The sequence below is a fragment of the Streptomyces flavofungini genome (assembly GCF_014650815.1).
GTDB lineage: Bacteria > Actinomycetota > Actinomycetes > Streptomycetales > Streptomycetaceae > Streptomyces > Streptomyces flavofungini.
This window is the reverse complement of sequence record NZ_BMVR01000010.1, coordinates 146,082-168,959: the sequence shown is the minus strand read 5'-3', so window position 1 is coordinate 168,959 and position 22,878 is coordinate 146,082. Positions and strand designations below refer to the sequence as shown.

Genomic DNA, 22,878 nt, shown 5'->3' with positions numbered 1-22,878 from the left:
GAATCGGATGGCGCTCACATGGCGCTACACATGTGCCATCATGGCGCCATGGACCTCACGCCATACGTCGACGATTTCCGGCATGAGCTCGCAGTCGCCGCAGACGCGTGCGGAGACGACGCCCGAGCCCTGGCCCAACGACTCACCGCACCGCTGGCGACAGCGGCCCGGCTCACCCTGCTCAACGCGCTGTCCGACGCCATGGGCGAGGTCACCCGCGACCTCGCGCCCGGCTCGGTCGTCGTACAACTGCACGGCCTCGACCCCGAGTTCGTGGTGACACCGCCCCGCGACGACCACCCCCGCGCCGAGCGGGAGCAGCACCGGGACGCACCGCGGCACGCACCGGCATCCGTGGCGTCGGCGCCCCCCTTCATCGACGCCGGCCCGCCCGGCGGTTTCATCCGGCTGCAATTCGCCAGCGTGCGGGAACTGGAATCAGCCATCGCCCTCTTCGGCCGCGCCGACCCTGACCATGAGGCGCTCGCCCTGCACCTGCCGAGCGACGGCACCGTGCCCGCACTCCGCGCCGTCCTGGACGCCCTGGACGACGCGGCGATCGAGGCCACGAGGCTCACCGTGCACAGCGCCGGTCTCGACGATGTCGTGCACTCCCTCATCGGCCTGCCCCACACAGGGAGCGGGCTGCCCACGACGGGCATCGAGTTCGTGGCGTCGAACGACGAGCTCGCCCGCCGCAAGCCGTCGCCCCGCAAGCCCCGCAAGTCCCCCCGGGGCGGAGCTGGTTGAGCCCCGGCCCGCGCGCGACGCCGCGGCCCGCGGGTGTCGCAGAGCCCCGTCACGTACGCGCTCGTGCGGCGCCCGTGGTCGAGGGCGGCGGGCCCCCTGGCGCGGCAAACCGAAAGGCCGCCCACCGGTTGGTGGACGGCCCGCTCGGTCGGTGCCGGATCGGCGGCGTCAGGCGCCGCCCTCGCGCCGTACCCGGTCCAGTACGCCGGGCAGCGCGCGCAGGAACGCCGTCACCTCGTCCTCGCCGATGATCAGCGGCGGGGCCAGCCGGATGGTGTCCGGCAGCGCGGCGTTCACCAGCAGGCCCGCGTCCTGGGCCGCCTGCTGCACGCGCGGGGCACAGGACTCGGTGAGGACGATGCCGAGCAGCAGCCCGGCGCCGCGGACCCGGTCCACCAACGGGTGGCCGAGTGCCTCGATGCCCTGCCGCAGCGTCTCGCCCTGCCGCTTGACGTGGTCCAGGAGCCCGTCGCCGTGAAGGGTGTCGAGCACCGCGAGCGCGGCGGCGCAGGAGACGGGGTTGCCGCCGAAGGTGGTGCCGTGCGCGCCGGGCACCATCAGGTCGGCGGCCGGACCGAAGGCGAGCGTCGCGCCGATGGGCATGCCGCCGCCGAGGCCCTTGGCGAGGGTGAGGACGTCCGGCTCGATGCCGTGCGCCTGGTGCTCGAACCAGTGGCCGGTGCGGCCGATCCCGGTCTGCACCTCGTCGAGGACCAGCAGCGCGCCGGCGGCCCGGGTGATCTCGCGGGCCGCGGCCAGATATCCGGGCGGCGGCACGACGACGCCGTTCTCGCCCTGGATCGGCTCGATGACGACGAGTGCGGTGTCGTGGTCGACGGCGGCGCGCAGCGCTTCGGCGTCGCCGAACGGCACATGCGTGATGTCACCGGGCAGCGGCTCGAACGGAGCGCGCTTGGCGGGCTGGCCGGTGAGGGCAAGGGAGCCCATGGTGCGGCCGTGGAAGGCGCCCTGAGCGGCGACCATCCGGCGGCGGCCGGTCAGGCGGCCGATTTTGAAGGCCGCCTCGTTGGCCTCCGCCCCGGAGTTGGAGAAGAAGACCCGCCCGGAGCGCCCGGTCAGGCGCAGCAGGCGCTCGGCGAGCCGCACCGGCGGCTCGGCGATGAAGAGGTTCGAGACATGGCCGAGCCGGCCGACCTGCTCGCTGACGGCGCGGACGACGGCGGGGTGCGCGGTGCCGAGGGAGTTCACGGCGATGCCGCCGAGGAAGTCGAGGTACTTCTTGCCGTCGGCGTCCCAGAACGCGGCGCCCTCGCCGCGCACCAACGGCACCCTCGGCGTGCCGTAGTTGTCCATCAGCGACGCCTGCCAGCGCTCGGTGAGCTTGGTGTTCCCGCGCTCCCCCACGGCGTCGCCCGGGCCGCCGGTGCCGCCCGTGTCGCCGGTGTCGCTCGTTGGCTCGTTCATCCCATCCCCTCCGTGCCGGGCGCGCTCATCGCGCCCCCCTCTTCGACGGCCCCGCTCATCGCAGATCGTCTTCGATGTCCGGCATGACCAGCGTGCCGATCTCCTCGCGCGTGAACATCTCCAGGAGCACCGAGTGCTGGACCCGGCCGTCGATGACGCGCGCGCTGCCCACGCCGTTGCGGACCGCGTGCAGGCAGCCTGCCATCTTGGGGACCATGCCGTCGGCCAGCTCCGGGAGGATCTTCTCCAGTTCGCTGGCGCTGAGCCTGCTGATGACCTCGTCGCTGTGCGGCCAGTCCGCGTACAGGCCCTCGACGTCGGTGAGGAAGACCAGCGTGTGGGCGTTGAGCGACGCGGCGATCGCGGCGGCGGCGGTATCGGCGTTCACGTTGTAGACGTGGTCGTCGTCGACGCTGCGGGCCACCGGTGAGATGACCGGGATGCGGCCGTCCGCAAGGAGGGCCTCGACGGCACCGGGGTCCACCGAGGCGATTTCGCCGACCCGGCCGATGTCGACCAACTCGCCGTTCTCGTTCTCCGGCCGGTACTTGACCGCGGTGATGGTGTCCGCGTCCTCGCCGGTGAGGCCGACGCCGAGCGGGCCGTGCTGGTTGATGAGGCCGACGAGCTCGCGCTGCACCTGGCCCGCGAGGACCATCCGGACCACGTTCATGGCCTCGGGCGAGGTGACCCGCAGGCCCTCCTTGAACTCACTGTCGATGTTGTGGAGTTTCAGGGCGGCGCTGATCTGCGGGCCGCCGCCGTGGACGACGACCGGCTTGAGTCCGGCGTGCCGAAGGAAGACGACGTCGTGGGCGAAGGCGGCCTTCAGCTCATCGTCGATCATGGCGTTGCCGCCGAACTTGATGACGCAGATCTTGCCCTGGTGGCGGTTGAGCCACGGCAGCGCGTCCATCACGGACTGCGCCTTGACCAGTGCGGGGTGCTCTTGGGTGCTGATCCTCATGACGAGTACGCGCTGTTCTCGTGGACGTACGCGGACGTCAGGTCGTTGGCCCACAGCGTGGCCTGCCGACCACCGGCCGCCAGGTCCGTGGTGATGACGACCTCACGACCGGACATGTCGACCGCGGTCCGGTCGGCGCCGATCGCGCCGTCCTTGCAGACCCAGACGCCGTTGATGGCGACGTTCACACGGTCCGGCTCGAAGGTGGCGGAGGTGGTGCCGATGGCGGACAGCACCCGGCCCCAGTTCGGATCCTCGCCGTGGATGGCGCACTTCAGGAGGTTGTTGCGGGCGATGGCGCGCCCGGCCTCCACGGCGTCCTCCTCGGTGGCCGCGTTCACGACGTCGATGCGGATGTCTTTCGAGGAGCCCTCGGCGTCGCCGATGAGCTGGCGCGCGAGGTCGTCGCACACCTGCCGGACGGCCTCGGCGAAGTCCGCGTACTCCGGCGTCGTGCCGGAGGCGCCGGAGGCGAGCAGCAGCACGGTGTCGTTGGTGGACATGCAGCCGTCGGAGTCGACCCGGTCGAAGGTCACCCGGGTCGCCGCCCGCAGCGCCTTGTCCAGGACGCCGGTGCCGAGGTCGGCGTCGGTGGTGAGGACGACGAGCATCGTGGCGAGGCCGGGGGCGAGCATGCCCGCGCCCTTGGCCATGCCGCCGACCGTCCATCCCTCGCCCTCGACGACCGCGGTCTTGTGCACGCTGTCGGTCGTCATGATGGCGATGGCCGCCCGCTCGCCACCGTCCGCGGAGAGTTCGGCCACGGCGCTCTCGACGCCCGGCAGGAGCTTGTCCATCGGGAGCCGTACGCCGATGAGGCCGGTGGACGCGACGGCGACCTCGCCCGCGCGGTGGCCCGCCAGGCTCGCCGCGACCTTCTCGGCGGTGGCCCGGGTGTCCTGGAAGCCCTCGGGGCCGGTGCAGGCGTTGGCGCCACCGGAGTTGAGGATGACGGCGCTCACCGAGCCCACCCTCAGGACCTGTTCGCTCCACACCACGGGGGCGGCCTTCACCCGGTTCGAGGTGAAAACACCTGCCGCCGACCGGCGCGGGCCGTTGTTCACGACCAGTGCCACATCCGGATTTCCGCTGCTCTTGATTCCGGCCGTGACGCCTGCGGCCGAAAAACCTTGTGCTGCCGTGACGCTCATGGCTCTACTACTCCTATAGTGGAAGTTCCCAGTCTCCCGGGAAGGCCGTGGGGGACCACCGACGATGACATGACTCAAGCCGCCTCATTCCTCGATTTCGGCGACGTAACAGTCCGACAACCCGCAACAAACTACAGGCAATTCATGCTCTCGGCACCGGACTGTCCTGTCCACGGGACAACGGGCCACCTGGGCCGAGCGCACCGAGACCTTATGTATGGACCGTAAGGCCCGCCGGAGAAACAACCGGCAGGTCCGGGAGCGCACTTCGCGGTCGCGGTGGCCTGCGGAAGTCCCTAAACTTTTCCCGGAGTTTTGCTGCGGTCGCAGTGAATACTTCACAGGACCACCGCACTCCGCCACTGTCTGTACCGACAATTCGTCGGCGAGCAGCCGGGCCTGGACGCCGGGCACACACTCGACCGACAATGACGAAGCTGGTGGACTGTGTCTTCCAGCACATGGCATCGATCGGCTTCCGCCGGGAAGCCATCGCGTACGGCTTGAAATGGAGTGGACCATGAGCAGCAACCCGTTCGACGACGCGGATGGCCAGTTCTACGTCTTGGTGAACGACGAGGAGCAGCACTCCCTGTGGCCTTCGTTCACCGAGGTCCCCGCCGGCTGGCGGGTGGCGTTCGGCGAGGCCGGCCGCCAGGAGTGCCTGGACTACGTGGAGCAGAACTGGACCGACCTGCGGCCCAAGAGCCTGCGCGACGCGATGGCCGCCGACCAGGCCGCGTGAGCCTCCCTGGCCACGTGCGGCGGGCGCGTTCCTGAGCGGCGCCGAAAGGGGTGGGCCCCGGTGCTTCCCAGCACCGGGGCCCACCCCTTGGCACGTGCGCGACCGACCGCACCCCTCCGGGCCGGAGCCGTCACGGCCACCCGCGCATGCGAACGGCCCGCCGGTGGGGGCCGGCGGACCGTCCGGAACAGGGGTGGCTCAGACCTTCTCGCCGACGCCGCGTCGCTCGACGATCGAGTCGGCGATCTCACCGCTGCGGACAGCGATGTTCGACAGCAAGGACGACGTCAGACCGTGCGTGTGCTCGGTGCCGCCCTGGAGGTAGATGCCACAGGACAGGTCGCCGGAGGTGACGACGCGGTAGTCGCGCTCCACCCGGTGGCGGCCCTCCTCGTCGCGCAGGCAGAAGGCGTCGAGGTCACCGAGCAGCCGGGTGGCGTCCATCGTGGCGTAGCCGGTCGCGAAGACGAGCGCGTCGACGTCCATCTCCTGCTCGCTCTCGCCGTCCAGGAGCGAGTGCAGGACGACACGCGTGTCGTTGCCGGAGCGCTTCACCTCCTTGACCCGGGTGAGGTTCAGGAAGTGCAGCCGCTGCGCGCCCGCGACCTCCTCCTCGTAGGAGCGGCGGAACAGTTCCCTGATCACGTCGTCGTCGACGACGGAGTAGTTCGTGTTCTTGTGGTACCGCCAGAACGAGTCCCGCGTCTTCTCGGTGCCGAAGTAGTAGTGGTCGACCGCGGTGGGGTCGAACACCTGGTTGGCGAAGGGCGTGTCGTCCGCGACGGAGTAGCCGTAGCTGGGCAGGATCGCCGAGACCTGGGCGTGCGGCAGCATGTCGTGCAGGTACTTGGTGATCTCGGCGGCGCTCTGACCGGCGCCGACGACCGCGACGTTCTTCAGGTCCGCGGGCTTCATCCGGCCGTACTTCGCCAGGAACTCCGAGCTGTGCCACACCCGCTCGTCGCGCTCCATGCCGTCGGGCATGCGCGGCACCAGGCCGGTGGAGACGGTGATGTTGCGGGCCTTCACCACACGGGTGCCGCCGCCGACGGTGTCGCGGACGACGACCTCCAGAACCTGCCGGCCCTCGGACGTCTCGTCGGCCAGGCGGATCCCGGTGACCTCGGAGTTGTACGAGACACGATCGCGGAAGCCCGCCTCCGCCCACTCCAGGTACTGGTGGAACTCCTGGCGGGTGGGGAAGAAGTCCTGGTTGTTCACGAACTGGACCAGGCGGTCCGAGTCGTGCAGGTAGGAGACGAAGCTGTAGCGCGACAGCGGATTGCGGAAGGTGGCCAGGTCCTTCAGGAACGAAATCTGCATCGTCGCCTGCGGAAGCAGCATGTTGCGATGCCAGCCGAACGCCGCCTGCCGCTCGAAGAACGCCGCTGTGATCGGTCGCTCAGAGGAATTGGACTGATGTTCCTCCAGGGCGATGGCGAGGGACAGGTTGGACGGGCCGAACCCGATGCCAACGATGTCGTATATCTCGTTTTCACGCGTACCCATAGACAATCTCCCGCTGGTGTAGCTTCGACAGGGACTTCCACAGCTGCGACGACGGCATTGCGGTTATCCGAGAGGAACTCGGTCGGAAACGCTGCGGCTGGAGATTCTGCCAACTCTCGTCTGACGCACGGCTGATGGTCTCGAACATCTCGACCGGTGGTCCGGGAGACACGCATTAAGTATTGCGCTGGAGAACACCGCCACGCCAACTTAGAGGGGCCGGGCGGACCTTTCAAGAGCACCCGGCCGCACCGCCCCTGACGGGCACGCTGTCCTGCCGACAGGACAGCCGCGCGGCTCGTCCACAATTGCGTTGAGCCCTCTCAAAGCGCTGGTAGCGTCGGCGGCTTGGTGCCATACCGTGAGTGAGAAGAACGAAAGGGTGAACCCGGATGTTCGTTCCCAGCCAGTACCGTCAGCCGGACAGTTCGTGGATGCTGGATCTGATCCGTGGCAATCCGTTGGCACTGTTTGTGAGCAACGGCAGCCCCGAGGCGGGTCCGTTCGCCACGCATCTGCCGGTGATTCAGGATCCGGACTGGACCGGTGAATGGTCGGACGACCTCTCGGGTGGCCGACTGCTCGGGCACATGAACCGGGCGAACCCGCACTGGAAGGCGCTCGAGTCGGGCAGCGTGAACCTGCTGACGTTCACCGGGCCGCACGGCTATGTGTCGCCGACGGTGTATCAGGTGACGCCGGCCGCGCCGACGTGGAACTTCACCTCGGTGCATGTCCACGGTGTCGTCGAGAAGATCGAGGGCATCGAGAACACCCTGGAGGTGGTGAAGTCCACCGTGCGCGCCTACGAGGGTGACTTCGGCGACGGCTGGGACATGTCGGAATCACTCGACTACTTCCGGAAGATAGTGCCCGCCGTCGGCGCGTTCCGCATCAAAGTGACGGGCGCCGAGGGCATGTTCAAGCTCAGCCAGGAGCAGCCCGACGAGGTCCAGGGCCGCGTGCGGGACTCCTTCGGCGGCCGTGAGTGCACCCGCCACCAGGCGACGGCCCAGCTCATGGGCAAGCTGCCGTAACCCGTCCCCGAACTCTCCACTCCGCGTGCCCCTGCCGCTGCCGCGGACCGTTCTCCGGGGCCCCAACACCCGTCCCGCTCACGGGACTTCGGTGCCCGCCGTTCGGTCCGCGGCAGCGGTTCGGGGCATCCGCGCCGACACCTGCCGCCCCTGCCGACGCCTCCCGACACCTGCCGACGCGCAGGAGCCCGCACTCCCTCATTCGGGAAGCGCGGGCTCCTGCGCGTCGAGCTTTCGTCCGCCGAGGTCAACAGCCCTGACCTCGACGCATGTTGTCCAGCGGACGGATCGGATCAGGCGCTGAGGCCGGCCTGCTTCCGCGCCGCCGCCTCGTCCTCGACGAGCGCACGCTCGGCGGCGTTGTCGAGCGTCGCGAGCACCCACTGCTCGAAGTCGATGCCGGACTGCTCGGCGGCCTTGTGCCACCACTGGAGCCTGCTGCCGGGAACGGCGAGCCGCCGCATCGTCTCGGGCGTCTGGTTTCCGTCGCGCGCCTCGTCCTCACGGGCGACACGGATGGCGCTGCGCAACTGCTTGGTCGTCCACTGCATCTGCTCGGCCCGGTCGAGCCACAGCTCCTGCTCGTCGATCGGCAGCGAGGCCAGCTCCGCGTGGTGCTGGAAGCTCAGTGCCGCGCGTCGACGGCTGAAGTCGAAGCGCCGGGACACCCACGCGTAGTTGCGCAGGGTCTGGTACTGGAGCCCGGCCGCACGGATGCCGCGCTGGTAGCGGTCGGTGTAGTGGTCCTTGCCGTATACCAGCCAGTCCCCGAGCCACCAGGAAGAGGAATTAACAATTCCGGAGAGCTGGCGTCCAGCCCGCTCCCAGTCCTCGAAGGTCAGACCGGCCGGCATCTGCAGGCCCACCTTCGTCGTCAGTACCTGGCCACGACGCTCGTCCACTCCTGCTCTTCGCTGCCGCGGCACCGCGCTCGCGTTTCGGCGGAAGAGCACAACCTTCGAGTCCTCGAGGTCGCTGACCTGGTTCGTCATCATGCCTCCATGTGAAAGAACATCGAACGAACGCGGACACAGCGGTTCGCATCCGAACAGGAAAATGCCATGCGGGTGTGACAGCCGTGTCCTGACCCAGCACGGGTCGGAAGCCTTCGCGATCGCGAGGCACAGGCTGGTCGATCAATCACAGCCGATCGGCCGGATGAGGGCTCCGTCTCAAGCCACTCGCCGATTCGGGTCGTCAGAGTTCCGTCAACTCATCGCTGGATCCGTCGGCGTGGCACGTACGTGTACGCCGTCGGCCGCCCTCACCGCTCGAGGGGGCCGCCGGCACAGCGCGCAGGCAGGTCCGGCCGTTCGGCGCATCCTTCAGGACTGCGCGGAAGGCATTCAGTCGGCATGTGTGCAGATTCGTACATCAACTACTCGCCCCGTTCAACTACTCGCCCCGTTCGCCTCGACCACGACCTCCGCGTCCGCGGGACGGCCGACGTGTCCTCCATCGGTACCGATCACCCGGTTGCGCAGTGGTCTCTTCCAAAGGCCTACCCGAGTAGAACCCGACACCTGTTGGAGATTCAAGGATGAGGCAGCCGCTCGTCACGACTTTTCGAAGTTCGAACAAGATAGCCCAGCATCGCTGTGGCTGTCGTGGTGTACCGCAGCGCTCTCCGGACCCGGTCGGCGACGGCGTTGCGATCAACTGCCGCCACTGGCAGCAGGAATTGAGCCGACTGTAGCGCGTAGCGAAACAGCTGCCGACGAGAAGGGGAAGTCCAGAAGGCGGGGGCCTTCGTTGAGTTCAGCCAGTCGGATTCGGGGCGGATGATGATGGTCCGTCACCATCGGCGTCTATTGGCCGAATCTCAGAACTGCCAGCGAACCGTAGCATTTACCCTGCCGCCTCTTAACGCGAGTATGAGCCACACTCCCCGCGATGTGGCCGAAGAACACCTCCTCAGACAAGTCACCCTTCAGCTATGCGGAGTTCGGCCCACCGGCACGACGGCGGAGGTGCGCACGGGGAGTCGGGCTTGAGCGGAGGGTCGGACAGGCCGCGACGGACACCCGGGGGGCGGCCGCGGAACCGGGTGCGAACGGATACCGGAATGGCGCACTCCAGGAAGCGGGAACCCGGAAGCTGAAATTCCTGATCCTCTTCACGGAAACCGTCCGGCAGTTGGCGTGGAACCGGCGAACGAACCGGAGAGGTAGAGTCCGCTCCCGCCACCCTCGCGGACCGGGTGCGCGAACCCGGTTTACTGCTGTGGTTGCCACATCAGTCACACCCGCAGCAAGATGGTGCGCCGCGCTCTCGGATCCTAGACTCGACGCTCGGCAGTTGCCGCTCAGGGACGTCCGGGGAGGGATCGCAGCATGGTTGTGCCCTGCGCATTGCCAACATCGACTCCGATCAGCGAGGTGCCCGAAACCCCGCTCGCATCACCTTTCAGCGACTTCACCGATCAGGTCTTCCAGAATCTGCGCCGAGCCGATCAGCGCAGGTGGGCGGGGGCCTATTTGGCGGGGCTGCTCATCACCCCCGGGAAGAAGTCCGTACGCCGTCTCGCCGGAGCCGTCTCGGCGTCGCCCACCGCGGCGCAGTCCCTGCGCCAGTTCGTGAGCCTGAGCCCCTGGGACTGGGACCCCGTCATGCACGAGCTCACCCGCTGGGCCGAGAACCACGGCCGCGTCTCCAGTTGGGCGATCGGCCGCGCGGTCCTGCCCAAGCGCGGCGACCGGTCCGTGGGCGTGCACCGCTCGTTCGACCCGGTCTCCGGCCGCACCCTCAACTGCCAGCTGGGGCTCGGCGCCTTCCTCGGCATCGACGACCTGCACGTCCCGGTCGACTGGCGGCTGCTGCTCCCGGCGCCCTGGACCGACGACGCCCAGCTGCGCCGGCGCGCGCGCATACCCGAGGACGTCGGCCACCGCCCGCTGTGGGCCCAGGCGCTGGACCTGGTCGACACCCTGGAGGCCCGCACCGCGCCCACGTCCGCGCCGGTCATCGCCGACCTGAGCGACGACCCCGACGTGAGCCTCTTCCTGCGCGGACTCAGCCAGCGGGCCCGGGACTTCGTGGTCGCCGTGCCCCAGCATCTGAAGGTCCTGCCCGTCGGTGACCGCACGCCCGGCAGCCCGGAACCGGTGAGCGCGCGCGACCATGTCTCCTCGGGCAACACCGACTCCGTCCTCCTCACCGCGGCGGACGGTCACCAGCAGCACACCCGCGTCCGGTCCGTGCTCGTCCGGCTTCCCGGGGACAGGCCGGGCGTGACGCCCGAATATCCCTACCGCATATTCACCGAAGTGCTTCCGGAAAGCCGCTCGGCATCCATGTGGATCACCAGCCTGACGCATCAGCAACTCGACAACGTTGCCTCACTCGCGGCCCAACGAACCCGCACCACCACGGCGGTCGCGGGCATGGAACGCCACTTCGGCCTGCTCGACTTCGAGGGCCGTTCCTTTCCCGGCTGGTATCACCACATGACGCTCGTTTCCGCGGCCTACACATATCAGCGGCTCACGCACCGGCCCGTTCCGCGGCATCTGCCGTGCTGTCCGGCGCCTCTCTCCCGAGACCATCAGCACCGGCTGCACTTGGTCTGACGACGACTTCGGATCGACTCCGCTCCAGGAAGGCACTCCGTCATATTCATGGCGGCTACAGCGAAACCGATTCCCGGTCCCCCAGGCGAATTGGCGCTATTGACCGCAAGTCAGCCTCGGGCGGCGAATCGACCGGGGACCAGTCGGGCCCGGCGGAAACCGCCCGGCACTCCCCCATATCGGCATACCGCATTCCACGGGGCGCGGCTCACCTAGAATTGCGGCGCGGTACGAGGAAGGGCGCTCGTCCGGCGCCTCGCGTCGAGGCGCTCTCGTACCGGAGTGTCCGGCACGCGCCGGAGGGGTGCGGCCCTGGAGACCGCCGGGGGAGGTCGGTCTCCAGGGCCGCGGGATCGGTACCGGCGTGCGATACGCGTCGCCGGACCGAAGTTTCGTGGCCGCGGTGTGGCTAGTTCACCCAGCCCGTGTAGCGCTGGGAGTTTCCCGATGTGCCGCGCGGCGCGCGCCGCTCCGTGCGGCGGCCGCGCTCGTCGAACTCGAGCATCGCGGAGACCGCGCGAACCAGCCACGCGTTCACCGACAGCCGTTCGCGGCCCGCGGCCTCCTCGATCCGGGCCTTGAGATGCTCGGGCGGTCGGAAGTTGATGCGAGAGGTCGCACCTTCCTCACCGCTCACTGTCGCTGGCGCCAGTGACACCAATGATGGCGCCACTCCAGCGTGCGGACGGTCGAAGCCGTGGTCGGCCTCGTCGTCGAACAGCCGGTCCGGCGGGGGCAGCGTCACGACGAACGTCGGGTCGAGACCCCGCAGGCGAATCTCGACCAAACCGGGGGCCAGGTCGCGGGTGATCTCGTCCGCGGCGGCCGACAGCGCGTCAAGAAGCGTCAGACGGGCAGCGGAAGCCAGCGGTGTGACGAGGCGTTCAGCGAGTTCTCGCGCCTCCTCGTCGCCCGCCTCCACTGCGGCCAAGAGCTCCTGGCGCAGATTGTCGACGTACCGCGTGAGTTCCATGGCGCCATAGTCGCACCACAATAGCGCCATGCGCAAGCTTTCGAGGCATCACCCTCCTGTCACTTGGCGCCGCATGCCGCTACCGGGCCCCGACGGCTGTTTCCGGTCATGCCCCGGTGCTCTCCCACTTCCGCCCGCCGTCGCCTCCCCGCCGCGGCGCAGCGCCAACCCGTGGCGGGAATGAGGCAGGTGACTTACGCTCGCCGCCCCAGGCGCACCACACTGGACCTCCACGACCAAGGACCGGCACGTGACGAGGAGTTGGTGAGATGTCCACGCAGTCCCCCGCGGGATCCGACCGGGCGACCAGGGAAGTGATCGACACCTATCTGACCCGGCTCGCGGAGCGGGACCTGGACGGCGCGGTGCGGCTCTTCGCCGAGTCGGCGGAGTGGGTCGCGCCGGGCTCGCCGGACGTGCCGTGGTCGGGGAACCGGACCGGGCGGACGGGCGTCTCGGAATTCTTCACCATGCTGCACGAGTATCTGCAGCCCGAGGAGTTCACCGTCACGCACATCGTGGTCGACGGCGAGCAGGGCGTGATCCTCGGCCACCTGCGGGACACCGTCAAGGCCACCGGCGCACCGCTGACGACACCGTTCGCCGCGCATCTCACCGTGGTCGACGGCCAGGTCACGCGCTACCACCTGTTCGAGGACACCTACGCCCTGCACCGGGCCGCGACCGGCGGCTGACCGACCCGCGAGAGAGGCACCACAGATGACCCCCCGTGACCGCATGCCGTCCCATCCGGTGGTGAGCGCCTTCGTGGACGCGGTCAACGCCCAGGATCCCGCGGCCCTGTGGGCCGTGCTCGCGGAGGACGCCACGGTGATCGACGTGGGAACCGAGCGCGACCCGGGCGCGTGGGTGGAACGTGAGCTGTTCTCGTCCCACGCGCGGATGGAAGTGGTGCGGGAATCGCCCGACGGCCTGTCGGTCGGCGCCCGCTTCCACAACGACATCTGGGGCGACATCGACACCGCGTGGGAGTTCTCGGTGACCGACGGCGTCATCCAGCGCTTCGCCACCGGGCCCGGCTGAACCGACGGGCGAGCGGAGGGCAGCCGACCGAGCGCAGGGAAGCCGAGGGGAATAGGGGGCATGGTGTGAGCCGCACCCCCGGGCCCGAGGTGGAGCAGGCACCGAAGGAGTCGGTGCGGATCCGCCTTCTGGGCCCGGTGAGCGTGGAGGTCCGGGGCCGCCAGGTCGGCCTCGGGCCGCAGCAGCGCGCGCTCCTCGCGGCCCTCGCGCTCGCCCGCGGCCGCCCCGTCAGCACCTCCCGGCTCGCCGAACTCCTGTGGGAGGGCGAGGCACCGGACGGCGCGGTGAGCGCCCTGCGCACGCACGTCCTGCACTTGCGCCGCATCCTGGAGCCGGGCCGACGCGCCACCTCCGGGTTCGAGGTCCTGGTCAGCGCGGGCGCCCGCAGCAACACCAGCTACACGCTCCAGGTGACCGACGAGCAGGTCGACGCGCTGCGCTTCGTCCACCTCACCGACCGGGCCCGCAAGGCCGCCGCCGACGGCGACGCCGGGGCCGTGGTCGCCTTCCTCGACGAGGCGCTGGCCCTGTGGACGGGTCCGGCCCTCGAAGGGGTCAGCGACCGCAGCTTCGCGCTCGCCGAGGCCGAACGCCTCGAGGAGCTGCGGCTGGTGGCCCGGGAGGACCGGCTCGACGCGTTCATCGAACTCGGGCACTACGAGGACTCGGTGGCCGAACTGACCACGCTGGTGAGTGAGTTCCCGCTGCGCGAGCGGCTGCGCTGCCAGTTGATGCTGGCGCTGCACCGCTCCGGGCGACAGGCGGACGCCCTCGCCTCGTACCGCGACTTCTATCAACTCCTCGACGCCGAGGTGGGGATCGAACCCGGCCGCCCCCTCAAGGAGCTCCACCAGCGCGTCCTCTCCGGCGACCCCGACCGCGCCCCCACCGCCCCGGCCGCACCCGCCGCCCGCCCGGTCCCGCGCCAACTCCCGCCCGACGTCGCCAGTTTCACGGGCCGCTCGGACTATCTGCGCCAGCTCGACACGCTGCTCGCCCAGCACGACGCGGGCCCGGGGCAGACGCTGGTGATCTCCTCCGTGTCCGGCATGGCGGGCGTCGGCAAGACCACGCTCGCGCTGCACTGGATGCACCGGGTGGCCGACCGCTTCCCCGACGGGCAGCTCTACGCGAATCTGCGCGGCCACGCCCAGGAGCCGCCGACCACCGCCGACGAGGCGCTGGGGCAGCTCCTGCGGGCCCTCGGGGTCGGCACCGGGCATCTGCCGGAGAGCACCGACGAGAAGGCGGCGCTGTACCGCTCGCTGCTCGCGGGCCGGCGCATGCTGATCCTGCTCGACGACGCGGCCGGGCTCGCGCAGGTGCGCCCGCTGCTGCCCGGCTCGCCGACCTGCTTCGTCGTCGTCACCAGCCGCAACGATCTGCGCGGTCTGACCGCGTTCCACGACGCCCACCGGGTGAGCCTGAGCGTGTTCGGCGAGGAGGAGGCCCTGGCCCTGCTCTCCCGTGTCATCGGCGCGGACCGGGTGCGGCACGAGCCGGAGGCCGCCGCCGAGGCCGTCCGGCTGTGCGGGCTGCTGCCGCTGGCCGTGCGGATCGTCGCGGCCCACCTCATCGGCGACCGGCATCCGCCGATCGAGGAGGTCGTACGGCGGCTGCGCGGCGCCGACCGGCTGCGGGAGCTGGCCCTGGACCAGGAGGAGCACACCGGCGTCCGCAGCGTCCTCGCCCTGTCGTACCGGTCGCTGCCGGCCGCCGAGCAGAAGCTCCTGCGGCTGCTGGCCCTCGCCCCCGGACCCGGCGTCTCCGCCCCGGCCGCCGCCGCCCTGGCCGGGACCGACCTGCCCACCACCGCCCGGCTCCTGGACCAGCTCGTCGCCCGCAGCCTGCTGGAGAGCCACCAGCCGGGCCACTTCCAACTGCACGCCCTCGTCGGCCTGTTCGCCCAGGAGCGGGCCCGGGCGGAGGACAGCACCGCCGCCCGCGAGCGCGCCGTGGGCCGCCTGCTCACCTGGTACCTGGCCACCGCCGAGCAGGCCGCCCAACTGCTGTACGGCACCTTCTACTCCTGGTACGCGGCCGAGGCGCCGGAGCCCGACGGCTCCCCCACCGCGCCGCTGGTCTTCCGCACCCCCGCCGACGCGCTGGCCTGGCTCGACGACGAGCGGGCCGCGCTGCTCGCCTGCGCCCGGCACGCCGTGCGGCACGGGCCGCGTCCGTTCGCCTGGCAGTCGGCGCTCGCCCTGCACGGACACCTCATGGAGCACGGCCGTCGCGTCGACTGGCTGCGGGCCGCGCAGACCGGGCTGCGGGCGGCCGAGGCCGCGCAGGACGAGCACGCGCGGGCGGTGATGCACTGGAGCATGTGCTACGTGCTGTGGGAACTGGCCCGGCACGACGAGGCGCTGTGGCACAGCGCGCACGCCGAGACCCTGTTCGCGCGGACCGGGCAGCCCGTGGAGACCGCCGGGGCGGTGCTCGGGCTCGCCGCCTCGCACCGCGAACGCGGCGCCCTCGACCAGGCCACCCGCGACGCCGAGCGCGCCCTGGACCTCTACGGCGACGGCGACCAGCCCGCCGGGGAGGCGTGGGCGCTGTGCCTGCTCGGCTTCGTCCGGTTCGACCAGGGCCGACTCGCCGTCGCACACCGGCACTTCACGGAGGGCCGGGCGCGCGCCGAGGCGTCGGCGGACCAGCACACGGTCATGCTGGCCCTGTGGGGGCTCGGTGCCGTCGAGCACGCGCTCGGCGCGGCGGACGAGGCACAGCGCCTGCTGACCCGGGCGCTCGCCGCGGACGGGCGGCTGCTGTTCACCTACGCGGCGGAGGGCGCCCTGAACGCCCTCGCGGTGGCGTGCCGGGACGCCGGGGATCCGCGGCTCGCGCTCAAGTACGCCGTCGACGCGCTCGGCGTCACCCACCGCACGCACCGGCGGCTCGTGGAGCCGGACGCCCTCAACACGATCGGTACGGTGCTGCTGCGCCTGGACGACGCGCCCGGTGCCCTCGACCACCACGGCCGCGCCCTGGAGGCGGCGCGCGCGGCGGGCTGCCGCCGGGCCGAGGCCGACGCCGGTGTGGGGCTCGCGGCGGTGCACCGGCACCTGGGCGAGTACGGCGAGGCGCTCGCCTGCGCCCGGCGGGCGCTCGGCGTGGCACGGCCGGCGGGGCTGCGGCTCGCCGAGGCCGAGGCGCGGGCCGAGCTGGCGCTCGTCCACCTGGCGCTCGGTCAGCACCCGAGAGCGGCCCGGGCCGTCGAGCGGTCCGTGCGCCTGTACCGGGCGGCCGGGCACCGGCCGGGACTCGCCCGCGCCCTGGAGGTGGCGGCGGCCGTGCGGCGCGCGGACCCCGGCCTCACCCCAGCGCCCGCACCCCCGCCGTGACCGCGGCGGCCACCAGGATCACCAGCGGTACGGGGGCCTTGAGCCGCCAGGCCACCAGGGCCCCGGCGAAACCGGCGAGCCGGGCGTCGAACGTCATGCCGTGCGCGCCCGCCGCGCCCACGAGCTGGGTGACGACGAGGACGGCCAGCAGCGCGGGCGTCAGGTAGGCGACGAACCGCGGGAACCAGGCGGGCAGTTCGCGGTCGCCCATGACCAGCGACCCGGCGCCCTTGATGAGGAAGGTGGTCACCACCAGGGCGCCGACGACGGTCCACGGGTCGCTGCTCATCGGGCCCTCCTGGGCGTGCGGCGGGTCGGCGGCCGCTCCGGGCGCGGGGCGCTGCGGGGTGCGGTCATCGGGACCGCCACGTCCCCACCACCGCGATGACGCAGGCCGCGGCGATGGCGGTGTCGGGCACGCCGACGCCGGTGAGGACGGCGGCGCAGCCCGCGGCGGTGGCGGCCGCCGTCCGCTTGGGGGCGGTGCCGAGGTGGGGTGCGAGCAGCAGGAAGAACAGGACGGGCGAGACGGCGTCCAGGCCGTAGGTGAGGATGTCCACCGCCTTGAACGGGCCGATCGCGCCGAGCAGGGTGCCGAGGACCCAGCCGAGCCACAGCACCACCCCCGAGGACAGCAGGCGCACCCGGTCGAAGCGGCCGTCCGCGTCGCTGGCGATGGCCCAGGACTCCTCGATGACGAGCTGGGACTCGACCGCGCGACGGGCCCGGCCGCCGCGCAGCGCGGGCAGGATGGCGAAGCCCATCACCAGGTAGCGCAGGTTCAGCAGGGTCCCCGCCACGGCCGCCGCGGCCCAGCCGCCGCCGTTGACGATCACCGAGACGGCGGCGAACTGCGACGAGCCGACGAACACCAGGCCGGACATCGAGGTCGTGGCGAGCGCGTCGAAGCCCGCGCCCTTGGCGAGGACGCCGAAGGAGATCCCGAAGGCGAAGATCGCGACGGTGAACGGCACGGCCGCCCTGGCTCCCGTGGCCCAGGCACCGCGCCGCCCGCCCGCCGGAACCGGCCGGACGGGCTCGGCACCGCGACCGGTCATCCGCTCTCGCTCACGGCGGGGGCGGGGCGGTGGGGCGCGGGGCGCCGCGAGGTGGCACCGGACAGGGGCGAGGCGGCAGCGGGCACGGACTCGGCGCCATCGGACGCGGGGGCTACGCCTACGGATGCGGGGGCTGTGCCTACGGACGCGGAAGCACCGCTTTCGGACGCGGACCTGGCACCGCCGCACGCGGGCCTGGCGCCGGACGAGGGTGCCGGGCACGCCTCCTCCCCCCGCACGATCCGCCCGTACGCCGCCGCGAGCGCCGCCCCGACCGCGCCGAGGGGGAACCGCAGGGCGTCGACGGCGGTGACGGGCTGGACCTCGTACGCCGTGCCGGTGAGGAACACCTCGGTGGCGTCGGCGAGTTCGGACGGGTCCAGGTGGCGTTCGACGACGGAGAGTCCCCGGTCGCGGGCGATGTCGATGACGGTACGACGGGTGATGCCGTCCAGGACGCACTCCGGGGGCGGGGTGTGCAGCTCGCCCGCGATCACCAGGAACAGGTTGGCGCCGGTGGCCTCGGCGAGGCGGCCGCGGTGGTCGAGGAGCAGCGCGTCGTCGTGGCCCGCCGCCTCGGCCTCCTGTCCGGCGAGGGCGCCGAGGGCGTACAGGGCGGCGGTCTTGGCGCTGACGGGCGCGGTGTCGGGGGCGGGACGGCGCCAGCGGGAGGTGCGCAGGCGGATGCCGCGGGGCCCGTCGGTGAAGATCCGCGGCCAGGGCCAGGCCGCGATGGCGACGTGCACGCGGCTGTCCGGCGCGACCAGCCGCAGGGTGTCGCTGCCGCGCCAGGCGACCGGGCGTACGTAGCCGTCGGTGAGGCCCGCGACGGCGACGGCCTCGGCGGAGGCGGCGGCCAGCTCCGGGACGGACCAGGGCAGTTCGAAGCCCATCGTGCGGGCCGACGCGGCGAGCCGGGCGGTGTGCTCGTGGAGCTTGAACACCTTGCCGCCGTAGGCCCGTTCGCCCTCGAAGACGCTGCCTCCGTAGTGCAGTCCGTGACTGAGGACGTGCAGCCGTGCCTCTCGCCAGGGCACGAACTCCCCGTCGTACCAGATGACGCCGTCCCGGTCGTCGAGGGGCGGGACGGCGGGGGTGGCCGTGGTCATGTGGCGAAGCCCCGCTCGGCGTAGGGGAAGCCTTCGAGTTCGTTGGCGGCGACGGTGTCGTCGCGGCGCGACGCGTAGTAGATGCGGACCTCGTCGATGAGTCCGGCGTCGTCGAAGCGGTAGACCTCGGCGCCGCGCAGCACCTTGCCCAGGCGGGGCTTGAACGCGGTCCACTCGCAGACGGCGGTGCGGGTGTGCTCGTCGGCGTACACGGCGTCGACGGCCCAGTGGGAGTCGTTGGCCCGCACGTCGGCGCCCCAGCGCGCCACGATCGGGTCGATGCCGGGGACGGGTCCGGACATGCCGTGGGCGAGGTAGTGCACGACCCGCTCGGACACGCACTGGGCGAACAGGTCGCGGTCGACCTTGTTGCACGCCTCGAAGTACTGCCGCACCGCGGCCTCCATCGCGGCCCGGTCCAGCGCGGCCCCGTCACGACGACCCATGGCTGTCACTCTCTCCTCACCTTTCATCGCTGGTCGTTCCCCGTGCGTCCCGCTCACATCTCCGCCGGTGCGAAGCGCAGCGGCGGCAGGGCGGCGAGGTGCTCCCGGGCGCGCAGCAGCGTCCGCTGGTCACCGGTGAAGGCGTAGCGGTCGCCGTCCGCGCCCTCGTGCAGCTGGGTGCGTACCAGTTCCTTGGCCGCCGCACGGTACTCCGACGGCGTGGAGACGGCCGCTTCCATGTCCTCGATCGCCTCGACCAGCTCCCGCAGCCCGTCGAGGGCCCGGTCGAGGTCCAGGCGCAGCCGGTCGGCGCGGTCGACGGCGATCGCGTGCCGGGCGCGGAGCCAGGAGTAGAGGAACACGCCGGTGCCCGCGTCGAAGTTGCGGACGGCGTGCGCGTCCAGCGGATACCGGAACACGCGCTCAAGGAGGACCATGGCGATCTGCTCGTCGGCGTACGGGACGACGGGGTCCGCGCGGCAGGCGAGCACGGTCTTGGCGTCGACCTTCAGCTCCTCGAGGAGGCCGATGAACCAGTTCGTCTTGAGTTTGACGTGCCGGTCGAGCGGCCACTGACCCTGGTGGTGGAAGTAGTCGTGGAGATATCCCCACAGGGCGCGGGCCTGGTAACAGACTTCGGGGTCGAGTCCGGCCGAGTCCCGGGGCACGGATTCGGCGGTGAGAACGGACTGCGCGGACGGCAGGGCGAACGTCTCGTGAATCCGGCGGAATTTACTGAAGAAGAAGATCGCGTAATTCTGTTCGGTGACTCTGTCGTGGGCGGCGACATTCTCGGGGAAGAACACGATGCAGTTGCCCTCGGCGAACCCCGCACTGCCCGCCAGCAGGACGGTCGCCTGGCAGTTGTTCTTGGGGTGCGGATAGGGGACGGCCAGTTCGGGCAGCGCGTCGGGTTCCTTGCGGCGTACGAGGAAGAACTCCAGACGCCGGCCGACGGGCGGGGCGCTGTTGGTGGTCTGCACGGGGGCGAGGAACGCGGCCCAGTCGCCGTCGGCGGGGGCGGTGAGGGCGTCGCGGCTGCGGGCGAAGTGCGGCGGCGTGTCGAGCCCGGCGGCCAGCCAGTCGTCGACGTCGGCGGCGAGCGCGTCGGCCTGGGCGGCGCGGTCGTGCCCGGCGAACCAGCGGGCGGCCTCGGCCTTGATGGCGAGCAGGCTCCGGCGGTCGTCGTCGTCCGGGGCGGGGACGGTGCCGTCGTCGCGCTGGCGGGTGCGGAAGTCGTCGATCCGGGGCAGCAGCCCGTGGCCGAGACGGGTGGCCTCGTCGAGCAGGTCGTCCCGGAGGCGGTACGCGGCGCGGGTGCCGGTCACCGATCGGACTCCCGGACGTGATGGACGGTGAAGACCATCGGCACCTCGCCGAAGCTGCGGACGACCCGCAGGCCGTGGGCGCGGGCGGCGACGACGGTGGTGACGCAGGCGTCGGCGTGGCCGCCGGCGCAGTCGATGGCCGCCTGCGCGTTGCTGGTCACGAGCCGCCGTGCGCTCCGGTCCGGCACGAGCCCGGCGGGGGCGGGGTGGGTGGCCACGATGCGGGGCTCGGTGCGTGCTCCGGGCGGGGCGGCGAGCACCATCTCGTGGGTGGGCCACAGGAAGCAGTCGACCATGCGGCAGGTCTGCAGGTGGCCGAAGACGAGGGTGTGCAGGTCGGGGTAGACGGCGCAGGCGAGCAGGGCGTGCTCGCCGTTCCTGGGCACGCTCGCCATGGCCTGTTCCAGGGAGGTGTGCAGGACGACCTGCCCGTCGTCGGCGCGCCCGCGCTGCCGGAACCAGAGGTGGGCGGCGGACTCCAGGTTGGTGCCGGTGGGGCCGAGGGTGTGCAGGTACCGGATCGCGCCGATCGCCGATGGCGGCTTCAGGGACCCCGACAGCTCCGGCAGCCTCGACAACTCCGGCGCCTCCGACGACTGGGTAATCGGCTGTGCCCCCGGCACGGGCTCCGCCCGCGGTAAAGCGACGACGCCGACTTGTTCCCCCGTCATCATTTCCACTCCCTCTAGAATTTCTGCCGAAATTCTCCGGTCGTGCTGGGCGACGCCCGGGACGTGCGCCACTGGTGCAGGTTCGCGTCGGCGATCCTAGGCGGCCGCGCCCCGCAGATGCCAGGGCGTTCGTGGCCTGCCGGACCGATTCCCGCACTCTGGCCAATTCGGCCCGTCCGGCGTTCCGGAATCCCGCCGACAAATCCCACCGGGCCGGGATGAATTCACGCCGCTTTCATCGACGCGTCCGTGATGTCGCCGTACGCATCACGTCACGGCGACCGCAATGCGGCGCTCCCTTGTCCGGGACGGCGCCTCCGGGCAGGGATCGCGAAGCGGCGCTCGCGCGGCAGCGCGCACGCGGCATTGGTCACACGGCAGAGGTCACGCGACGGCAGTGGGCAGCGCCGGCAGCCGCGTCCCGTACAGCCAGGCCTCGAACAGCTCGTCCACCGGCCCCTGCGCGTACCGCTCCACGTGGGCGGCGAACATCTGCGTGCTGACCACGCCGTGCCGGTGGACCGTGGCCCACGCGCGCAGCATCCGGAAGAACGCGTCGTCGCCGAGTGCGCAGCGCACCGCGTGCACGGCGAGGCCGCCGCGTTCGTAGAGCCGGTCGTCGAACATCAGCTTGCGGCCGGGGTCGGCCAGCTTGAGGTCCTGCGGCTGTGCGGCGAGCAGCCGGTGCGCGACCCCGGCGAGTTCCTGGGCGCCGCGCCCGCCCGAGCGCTCCGACCAGAGCCATTCCGCGTACTTGGCGAGGCCCTCGTTGAGCCAGATGTGCCGCCAGTCGGCGATGGTGACGCTGTTGCCGAACCACTGGTGGGCCAGTTCGTGCGCGACGAGCCGCTCCGCGCCCCGGGCGCCGTCCACATGGTTGACGCCGAACAGCGACAGGCCCTGCGCCTCGACGGGCACGTCGAGTTCCTCGTCCGCCACGACGACGCCGTACTCACCGAAGGGATAGGGCCCGAAGAGCTCCTCGAAGAGCGCCATCATCTGCGGCTGGCGCGCGAAGTCCCGGGAGAACTCGGCCAGGAGGTGCGCCGGGAAGTGCCCGGTCTGCGGCACCCCGCTGAGTCCCGGGTCGCCGAGGAGCACCGTCTGGTACTTGCCGATGGACAGGCCGACCAGATAGCTGGGGGTGGGTGCGGCCTGTTCGTAGAGCCAGGTGGTGGTGGAGGCCCTGGTGGTACGGGTGAGCAGTCGGCCGCCGATCACCACCTGGTAGGCGGAGGGGGTGGTGATCGAGATCTGGTACGAGGCCTTGTCGGCGGGCCGGTCGTTGCACGGGTACCAGGACGGCGCCCCGACCGGCTGGCTCGCGACCAGCGCGCCGTCGGTCAGCTCCTCCCAGCCGAGCCCGCCCCAGGGGCTGTTGACCGGCCTCGGGTTGCCCGAGTAGTGCACCTCGACGGTGAACGCGGACCCGGCGGGCAGCGCCTTCGCCGGGCGCACCCGCAGCTTGCCGCCGCGGTGCGTGTAGTGCGCGGCGCGCCCGTCGACGCGGACGCGGCCGATGCGGAAGCCGCCGAGGTTGAGCTGGAACTCGGTGAGCGCCGCCCGTCCCGCTATGGCGCTGACGCGGGCGGCGCCCGCGAGCCGGTTCGGTCCTGGCCGGTAGTCGAGCTCCAGCTCGTAGCGGTGCACCCGGTAGCGGGAGTCACCGTTGCCCGGGAAGTAGGGGTCCGGTGCTGTCTTCTGCTGCCCGCTCACGCCTGGTCCGCTCCCTGCCCTGTGCTCGTACGACGT

General features: G+C 71.3%; 20 protein-coding genes. 7 read left to right on the top strand and 13 right to left on the bottom strand.

Going from position 1 to position 22,878, the window contains the following annotated elements; all coding sequences use genetic code 11:
- Positions 1–48: 48 nt before the first annotated feature.
- Positions 49–750, top strand: coding sequence for a hypothetical protein (locus IE274_RS40405; RefSeq protein ID WP_372447001.1), 702 nt, complete (start codon positions 49–51; stop codon positions 748–750).
- Between the two features lie 168 nt (positions 751–918).
- On the opposite strand, the gene IE274_RS25985 is transcribed toward IE274_RS40405, so the two are convergent.
- From IE274_RS25985 to argJ, 3 genes are read right to left on the bottom strand one after another with little or no spacing between them, the layout of a single operon-like run.
- Positions 919–2,175: an acetylornithine transaminase gene (locus IE274_RS25985; protein WP_190118306.1), complete on the bottom strand. Its 1,257-nt coding sequence runs from the start codon at positions 2,173–2,175 to the stop codon at positions 919–921.
- 55 nt (positions 2,176–2,230) lie between these two features.
- Positions 2,231–3,142, bottom strand: coding sequence for an acetylglutamate kinase (gene argB / locus IE274_RS25980; RefSeq protein ID WP_190118305.1), 912 nt, complete (start codon positions 3,140–3,142; stop codon positions 2,231–2,233).
- Positions 3,139–4,293 (bottom strand): bifunctional glutamate N-acetyltransferase/amino-acid acetyltransferase ArgJ, encoded by a 1,155-nt coding sequence (gene argJ, locus IE274_RS25975; protein ID WP_190118304.1) that lies wholly within the window; start codon positions 4,291–4,293, stop codon positions 3,139–3,141. Before argJ ends, argB begins: the two co-directional genes overlap by 4 nt.
- Positions 4,294–4,813: 520 nt before the next feature.
- On the opposite strand from argJ, the gene IE274_RS25970 reads away from it, so the two are divergent.
- Positions 4,814–5,038, top strand: a complete 225-nt coding sequence (locus tag IE274_RS25970) for an MbtH family protein (RefSeq protein WP_190118303.1) — start codon at positions 4,814–4,816, stop codon at positions 5,036–5,038.
- Positions 5,039–5,236: 198 nt separating this feature from the next.
- On the opposite strand, the gene IE274_RS25965 is transcribed toward IE274_RS25970, so the two are convergent.
- A complete protein-coding gene (locus IE274_RS25965; protein WP_190118302.1) occupies positions 5,237–6,547 on the bottom strand; it encodes a lysine N(6)-hydroxylase/L-ornithine N(5)-oxygenase family protein in 1,311 nt (436 codons plus the stop codon).
- A gap of 392 nt (positions 6,548–6,939) precedes the next feature.
- On the opposite strand from IE274_RS25965, the gene IE274_RS25960 reads away from it, so the two are divergent.
- Positions 6,940–7,584 carry an FMN-binding negative transcriptional regulator gene (locus IE274_RS25960; RefSeq protein WP_190118301.1) on the top strand — a complete coding sequence of 215 codons (645 nt, stop codon included), beginning with the start codon at positions 6,940–6,942 and terminating at the stop codon, positions 7,582–7,584.
- A gap of 293 nt (positions 7,585–7,877) precedes the next feature.
- Here the strand turns inward: IE274_RS25960 and IE274_RS25955 are convergent, their stop codons facing one another.
- The gene (locus tag IE274_RS25955; RefSeq protein WP_229909808.1) at positions 7,878–8,486 is read right to left on the bottom strand and encodes an LmbU family transcriptional regulator; all 609 of its coding nucleotides are present in this window, start codon (positions 8,484–8,486) and stop codon (positions 7,878–7,880) included.
- 1,476 nt (positions 8,487–9,962) lie between these two features.
- Here IE274_RS25955 and IE274_RS25950 point away from each other — a divergent pair.
- Positions 9,963–11,153: an IS701 family transposase gene (locus IE274_RS25950; protein WP_190118299.1), complete on the top strand. Its 1,191-nt coding sequence runs from the start codon at positions 9,963–9,965 to the stop codon at positions 11,151–11,153.
- Positions 11,154–11,562: 409 nt separating this feature from the next.
- On the opposite strand, the gene IE274_RS25945 is transcribed toward IE274_RS25950, so the two are convergent.
- Positions 11,563–12,126, bottom strand: coding sequence for a hypothetical protein (locus IE274_RS25945; protein ID WP_190118298.1), 564 nt, complete (start codon positions 12,124–12,126; stop codon positions 11,563–11,565).
- Positions 12,127–12,395: 269 nt separating this feature from the next.
- Between IE274_RS25945 and IE274_RS25940 the strand changes: the two genes are divergently transcribed.
- The 3 genes from IE274_RS25940 to IE274_RS25930 all read left to right on the top strand — a co-directional run bounded on the left by IE274_RS25940 (position 12,396) and on the right by IE274_RS25930 (position 16,514).
- Positions 12,396–12,821 carry a nuclear transport factor 2 family protein gene (locus IE274_RS25940; protein WP_190118297.1) on the top strand — a complete coding sequence of 142 codons (426 nt, stop codon included), beginning with the start codon at positions 12,396–12,398 and terminating at the stop codon, positions 12,819–12,821.
- 25 nt (positions 12,822–12,846) lie between these two features.
- On the top strand, positions 12,847–13,170 hold the full coding sequence (locus tag IE274_RS25935) for a nuclear transport factor 2 family protein (RefSeq protein WP_190118296.1): 324 nt from the start codon (positions 12,847–12,849) through the stop codon (positions 13,168–13,170).
- A 65-nt stretch (positions 13,171–13,235) separates the two neighbouring features.
- Positions 13,236–16,514 carry an AfsR/SARP family transcriptional regulator gene (locus IE274_RS25930; protein ID WP_190118295.1) on the top strand — a complete coding sequence of 1,093 codons (3,279 nt, stop codon included), beginning with the start codon at positions 13,236–13,238 and terminating at the stop codon, positions 16,512–16,514.
- Here IE274_RS25930 and IE274_RS25925 read toward each other — a convergent pair.
- From IE274_RS25925 to IE274_RS25895, 7 genes are all read right to left on the bottom strand, one after another.
- Positions 16,486–16,803 carry an AzlD domain-containing protein gene (locus IE274_RS25925; protein WP_190118294.1) on the bottom strand — a complete coding sequence of 106 codons (318 nt, stop codon included), beginning with the start codon at positions 16,801–16,803 and terminating at the stop codon, positions 16,486–16,488. The two genes, IE274_RS25930 and IE274_RS25925, sit on opposite strands and share 29 nt — an antisense overlap.
- 64 nt (positions 16,804–16,867) lie before the next feature.
- Positions 16,868–17,572, bottom strand: coding sequence for an AzlC family ABC transporter permease (locus IE274_RS25920; protein ID WP_190118293.1), 705 nt, complete (start codon positions 17,570–17,572; stop codon positions 16,868–16,870).
- Positions 17,569–18,681 carry a branched-chain amino acid transaminase gene (locus IE274_RS25915; protein WP_229909807.1) on the bottom strand — a complete coding sequence of 371 codons (1,113 nt, stop codon included), beginning with the start codon at positions 18,679–18,681 and terminating at the stop codon, positions 17,569–17,571. Before IE274_RS25915 ends, IE274_RS25920 begins: the two co-directional genes overlap by 4 nt.
- Entirely contained in the window at positions 18,678–19,127 is a 450-nt protein-coding gene (locus IE274_RS25910; protein WP_190118292.1) for a nuclear transport factor 2 family protein, read from the bottom strand. The genes IE274_RS25915 and IE274_RS25910 overlap by 4 nt, the downstream gene beginning before the upstream one ends.
- 53 nt (positions 19,128–19,180) lie before the next feature.
- The gene (locus IE274_RS25905; protein ID WP_190118291.1) at positions 19,181–20,455 is read right to left on the bottom strand and encodes a DUF6421 family protein; all 1,275 of its coding nucleotides are present in this window, start codon (positions 20,453–20,455) and stop codon (positions 19,181–19,183) included.
- The gene (locus IE274_RS25900) at positions 20,452–21,033 is read right to left on the bottom strand and encodes a type 2 periplasmic-binding domain-containing protein (RefSeq protein WP_229909806.1); all 582 of its coding nucleotides are present in this window, start codon (positions 21,031–21,033) and stop codon (positions 20,452–20,454) included. The genes IE274_RS25905 and IE274_RS25900 overlap by 4 nt, the downstream gene beginning before the upstream one ends.
- A gap of 477 nt (positions 21,034–21,510) precedes the next feature.
- Complete coding sequence (locus IE274_RS25895; RefSeq protein WP_190118290.1) at positions 21,511–22,842, bottom strand: M1 family metallopeptidase; 1,332 nt, start codon at positions 22,840–22,842, stop codon at positions 21,511–21,513.
- Between the last annotated feature and the right edge of the window lie 36 nt (positions 22,843–22,878).